This window comes from Catelliglobosispora koreensis DSM 44566, assembly GCF_000379685.1.
Taxonomy (GTDB): Bacteria; Actinomycetota; Actinomycetes; order Mycobacteriales; family Micromonosporaceae; genus Catelliglobosispora; species Catelliglobosispora koreensis.
In genome coordinates, this window is sequence record NZ_KB903264.1 from 1 (window position 1) to 4,550 (window position 4,550).

Below are 4,550 nucleotides of genomic sequence, written 5' to 3' on the forward strand. Positions count from 1 at the left end.
GCCGACGAGCAGCGACCGGCGGGACGGGCTGAATGAGGCCAGGGTTTTCAGGACACCGGGGAAGGTGCTGCGGTGCAAGTCGTCAAGGTCGCGGGTCATCGCCGATAGCTGCGCTTCGGAGACGTGCATGTCGCTGTCACGGCTCATTTGACCGCTCCTTCTTCGACCGGGGAGGCCATCGCGGTGGGATAGAACGCGTCGGGGAACCCGACCCCGCCAGCGGCGTCGGGAAGCTTCGCCGCATCCGGCGGCAGCGCGATCAGCGACGCGTCGGCCTTCAACAGTGCCTGCACGGCAAGGAGAATCGCCTTGTGCTGCGCCTCGACCCCGGCGATAGAGGCGAACAGCTGACGCAGCTGCGGAGTGGACACCTGCCCCACATTCTTGACATACGTTTGCGCCGCCACGTCTTCCAGCGTGATCGCCAGCCCGACAACATCAGCCGGGCCCTTAATGGTTGGCACGGCAGCCTTCACAACAGGCGCGTACTTCGGGTTCGCCGCGGCCTGCGTTTTCGCGCCGAGTTTGGTGAGGGCGGCGTTGAATGCCTGCGCGTGCTCGTCATGCTGGGCCATCGTCTTGTTCGCGAACGCCTGCACGACCTTGTTGGCGCTGGACCCGCCGATAAACGGCAACGTCAAAGCGGTTTTGTAGGTGGCTACGGCAAGGTTTTCCAGGGACGCGGCTGTCTGCAAAGCCATCACATCCATTTCGGCGGCAGCCCACGCGCTGCCCGCACTGCCAAGAACTCCCGCACTCACGGTGCCGAAGGCGACCGCCGCGAAACCCGCCGCTTTGAGCAACGGGGAATGGGTGTCACGGACGGCGTCGGCGTAATCGGCTAGGTCCGCGCGCCCGGAACGCATGGCATCGGCGTGAAGGTCCGCCGATTCTTCCATGAGCCCGCGCAGCGCGCGTTCATCCACAGGAACAGTCATGCCCCGTCTTCGCCCGCCACCGGGCGGCAGATGGGCCGGGTCACCTATTCGATGGAAACCCGGCCCGGCGACCCATCCGGTCCTATTTAGACAAACAGTGCGCTGCCAGATGCGGCCAGGATGGTGATTAGCAGCCCCGCCGCCAGCACAAACGCACCCGACACCAGCGGCAGCTTGCCCAGCACGGTGCCCCAGCGCCGTGACAGCAGCAGCTGCAGCCGGTCACTGAATTTCGCCAAAGCCATACCCACCCCGGTCAGGGTCGCCGCCATACCCGCCCCGTACGCCACGACCAGAAGCACCCCGAACCACGCCCGCCCCACTGCGGCGGCACCGAGCAGCACCACCACCGCCGAAGGGCTAGGCGTCAGCCCACCCGCGAAACCCATCGCCAGCACCGTTTTGCGTCCCGGAGTCGCCGGGGCCGCGTCATGGCGGTGGTGCTGGCCGTCATGACCATGCCAGTGGTCATGGTCATGATCGTGGCCATGCTGGTGGTCAGCGTCATGCGAATGTGCAGTGTCGTGGCTGTGCGCACCGCCGTGGTCATGGCGGGGGCTGGGCAGCAGCAGGCCGGTGCCGTCGCCAGCCGGGACCTGGCCGGCAGGCACGAGCTGGCGTGGCCAACCGCGCTGATGACCGTGATCATGGGCATCGTCGTGATGGTGATGATGCCCGTGGTTCCCGGCCTCGCCGTGATGGTGATGGCTATGCCCGTGGTGATGATGGTGCCCATGCCCATGGCCGTGCCCGTGGTGTCCTTGGCCGTGGAGTGCCCGCCTGAGGAGAATGATGCCGATGGCGGCGACGATGAGGCCGTTGGCGATGGCCAGCCACCGGTACATCGTTTGCGGGGCGAGGGTGAATGAGGCGCTGATGATGACGCCGAGTGCGAGGACGCCGGCGGTGTGGGTGGCGGTGACGGTGGCGGCTATCTCGAGGGCTTGGCGGCGTCGTCCTTTCTGGCCGATGAGGTAGGCGGCCATGATGGTTTTGCCGTGGCCGGGGGCGATGGCGTGCCCTGCGCCTAGCAGCATCGCGAGAAACACGCCGAGCAATGCGATGCCTGTGGTCAGTTCGGTCCGCCCGGCCAGTGATGCCAGTGCCGCCTGCAGCCGTGCGGCGGTGCCAGCATTTTGCGGCTCGCTTCCAACATTGGTGGCGGTGGCGTCTGCCGTGCCGCCTGGTGCCGCGGTGAAGCTGACTGCCTGGTGATCTGTCGGAGCGGACAGAAGTTCGTCTGGATATGAGCGCAGCCGTGCGGTGCGGCTGGCAGAAGAGATCCCAGGTCCGCTGATCGTCGTGTTTTCTGCGGTGACCACGATTTCGCGTAGGCCGAGCCGGTCGGTGTAGGCACCGAAGGCAAACCCGATGGGTTCGGGCCGGCTGATTTCTGCCGGTGCGGTGAACTGGCATTCCAGCCGCAGGGTCGGCAGTCCCGCCTGGCCGGGCGGAAACGTCAGCGACGCCCCGGAACCGTGCAGTGCCAGCGGCTTGCCTGCGACGGTCAGGGTGTTCGCTGCGGCTATGGAGGTGCATTTCTTTGCTGCGCCAGCGTTTTCGATGCCGGCGCGTTCACCTGCGGTTGTCAGTTCGGCCATATCGAGCACGTAGTCGATGCTGATCACTGTTGGGGCGACGGTGATGCCGGCGTATTGGCTGACGGTGAAGTTTCCTAGCGGATGAGCCTGCGCACCGGCCGGGACCGCAAGAAACCCTATAGCCGCAACAGCTGCGGCAACGACGAGGCGTTTCATGCCGCACCACCAAGTTCGGCCAGCGCCGCACGGGCGGCAGGTGCGTGCACGGGGGAGAACGCGGGATTGAGGGTGAGGGCCTCGCGCAGCCCGGCCTGCGCTTCTGCCGTGCGGCCCAGGGCTTTGAAAATGACCGCACGGTGGTAGATCATGAGCGGGTCTTTGGTTCCCAGCCGCAGCGCCAGCCCTGCGTGGGTGGCGGCCTCGGCGTCTTGCCCGGCGTGGTGCAGCGCCCATGCCAGCGCATCGGCCACGGCGATCGATGGCCGTTGCGCGTACAGCTGGCGTCCCATCGCGACGGCGGCTGCCGGGTCGCCGTGTTCGGCTTCGAACAGCACCCGGTCGGTGTCTGGGCCGGACAGCTGCCCGGCGGCACGCATCAGCGTGTGCGCCTGTGCGGCTGCATCACGATCGCCGGAAGCGGTCAGCAGGCCGGACAGATAGGACACATAGCCCGGTAGTGGCTGGCGCGTGGTGACGTCGCGCATGAGGGTGATCGCTTCGGGCAGGTTTGCTTGTGCGGCAGCGAGTTTGGCCCGTCCGTAGAGAACTGGCACGTACTGGCCGTAAAGCTGTGAGGCACGATCCAGCAAAGCCTGCGCGGCTGGCAGGTCATGTGCGGCCACGGCGAGGTCTGCCTCGTGCTGCAGCGCGAAAACCAGCTCGGAAGGGTCTTCCGCGGTTTGGGTGGCTTTGGCCATGAGCTCACGTGCACGGACTGTGTCGCCGCGCAGCTCGAAGCTGTAGGAGGCGCGGGCGTAGGAGGCGGTGTCGGGGCGCAGGTCGGCCATCTTCTGCACCGCGGCGAAACCCTCGTCATAGCGGCCAAGCTCAATGTAGGCGTCGGCTAAAGCGCCTGCGGCCGCTGCCGAGAAGCCGTCTGCGGCGAGCGCGTTTTCGGCATAGCTTGCCGCGGCGGCGAAGTCGTGTTTGGCCGCTGCGAGAGCGGACAGGCCGGTCAGTGCGGGCTCATTACCGTGCGGCCGTGCGGACAGGGATTTGTCGAAGGCTTGCTGCGCCAGCGGGTAGTGACTGGCACCGTCGGTCACCCTGGCCAGCTGGACGTGGACCATGCCCAGTGATGCCCAGCCGCCCGCGTCGGTGGGCAGCCGGGTCAGCCGTTCCCGCAACTTCGCCCCAGCGGCCTCTAGCGCAACCCCCGGGTCACCCGGCCGGGCGGGTGCCGGGGTCGTGTCTGGCCGCCAAATCAGCGACCCCGCCACCGTCACCCCGGCCGCCAATCCCGCCACGATAAGCAGCAGCCGCCGTCTTTCACACCACCTCATACGCACCCCCATCTAGCGGGGGCAACGTCGCACATCAATTTCAGACACGGCTCCTAAAAAAGTCGAAAACGGACCAATCCGGCATGGCGTTTGCTGCGAATGACCAGCTAGGCCCCGCCAGAACAGAGGGCCGCTGACACCACAGGGGGAAAAGACCTTGCCAAGAAAACCCGCACTCATAGCCGCGACGTTCGGCCTGGCCGTCGCCGCCATCGCCTCGATGACGCCAGCTGCCAGCATCGCCTCATCTCACCGGGAGGCACCGCTAATCGCCGGGCTGCCACGCCTGGACAACACCGACCTGTACGCGTTCGTCAGCCCGGACGCACCCGACACGGTCACGATGATCGCGAACTGGACACCGTTCGAAGAGCCCAACGGCGGCCCCAACTTCTACCCGTTCGCCGACAAGGCCGCACACGACATCAACATCGACAACGACGGCGACGCCAAGCCTGACATCGTCTACCGGTGGGAATTCGAATCGTCGTACAAGAACAAAAACACCTTCTTGTACAACACTGGCTCCGTCACGTCCCTGGATGACCCGGACCTCAACTTCACCCAGA

Annotated in this window: 4 protein-coding genes; 1 reads left to right on the forward strand and 3 read right to left on the reverse strand. The window is 66.2% G+C overall.

What is annotated here, in order from left to right:
* Nucleotides 1-143 precede the first annotated feature (143 nt).
* The 3 genes from A3E1_RS0122535 to A3E1_RS47325 form a co-directional block, all read right to left on the reverse strand.
* Nucleotides 144-938 carry a ferritin-like domain-containing protein gene (locus A3E1_RS0122535; protein ID WP_020523059.1) on the reverse strand — a complete coding sequence of 265 codons (795 nt, stop codon included), beginning with the start codon at nt 936-938 and terminating at the stop codon, nt 144-146.
* An 86-nt stretch (nt 939-1,024) separates the two neighbouring features.
* Nucleotides 1,025-2,695, reverse strand: a complete 1,671-nt coding sequence (locus tag A3E1_RS0122540) for an urease accessory protein UreH domain-containing protein (protein ID WP_020523060.1) — start codon at nt 2,693-2,695, stop codon at nt 1,025-1,027.
* Nucleotides 2,692-3,981 carry a tetratricopeptide repeat protein gene (locus A3E1_RS47325; protein ID WP_051105128.1) on the reverse strand — a complete coding sequence of 430 codons (1,290 nt, stop codon included), beginning with the start codon at nt 3,979-3,981 and terminating at the stop codon, nt 2,692-2,694. Before A3E1_RS47325 ends, A3E1_RS0122540 begins: the two co-directional genes overlap by 4 nt.
* Nucleotides 3,982-4,138: 157 nt before the next feature.
* Here A3E1_RS47325 and A3E1_RS41540 point away from each other — a divergent pair.
* On the forward strand, nt 4,139-4,550 hold a 412-nt coding region (locus A3E1_RS41540), incomplete at its 3' end, for a DUF4331 family protein (RefSeq protein ID WP_040391555.1).

Coding starts and splice junctions, on each gene's coding strand:
- A3E1_RS47325 (WP_051105128.1), bottom strand. CDS start 3,981: ATGAGGTGGTGTGAAAGACGGCGGCTGCTGCTTATCGTGGCGGGATTG.
- A3E1_RS0122535 (WP_020523059.1), bottom strand. CDS start 938: ATGACTGTTCCTGTGGATGAACGCGCGCTGCGCGGGCTCATGGAAGAA.
- A3E1_RS0122540 (WP_020523060.1), bottom strand. CDS start 2,695: ATGAAACGCCTCGTCGTTGCCGCAGCTGTTGCGGCTATAGGGTTTCTT.